A 559-nucleotide genomic window follows, 5' to 3' on the forward strand; every position below is an offset into this window, starting at 1 on the left:
TATCCGCCCTGGCCGGCATTGGGGAGAAATTAACGACCCATGTCTCGCGCCACAGCTGGGCGACCATCGGCAAGAAGCAGAACCTGCCGCTGTGGGTTATCAGCGAGGGCCTGGGGCATTCCTCCGAAAAGATGACCTATACCTACCTGGCCTCCTTCGACCGCTCGACCCTTGACCGGGCCAACGAGCAGATCGCCCTGGCCCTGGTCTCCCCGCCATCCGCTACCGCCGGCTTCGCCTGCCTGTAGGGCTGAAACCGGTTTATATGCCTTTACAAACAAAAACTATAGCTTACATTTCTTGATCAGCTTACCCGCTATTTTATATGGCAGGGCATATTTTCTTTTATTTCCGGCTGAAAATAAAAAAGTATTTTTATATTTGTAAGCATATTTTTACTGAAAGGAGGAAAATAGGAGCATATTCTGAGCCGGACAACACAAAACCGAACGTTTTGCGTTCATTTTATCTATTCATCTTAACATCTGACACTTAGCAAGTGTCGGAATAAGTTTGTTTAACGCATATAAACAATTGCAAAGTTAGGCGTTATTTTTTA

General features: G+C 46.5%; 1 protein-coding gene. It reads left to right on the forward strand.

Annotated elements, in window-relative coordinates; translation table 11 throughout:
- The coding region (locus ACFO6W_RS26280) for a tyrosine-type recombinase/integrase (protein WP_380002129.1) at positions 1-248 on the forward strand (248 nt) is incomplete at its 5' end.
- Positions 249-559 lie beyond the last annotated feature (311 nt).

Source organism: Dysgonomonas termitidis, assembly GCF_042654545.1.
Lineage (GTDB): Bacteria > Bacteroidota > Bacteroidia > Bacteroidales > Dysgonomonadaceae > Dysgonomonas > Dysgonomonas termitidis.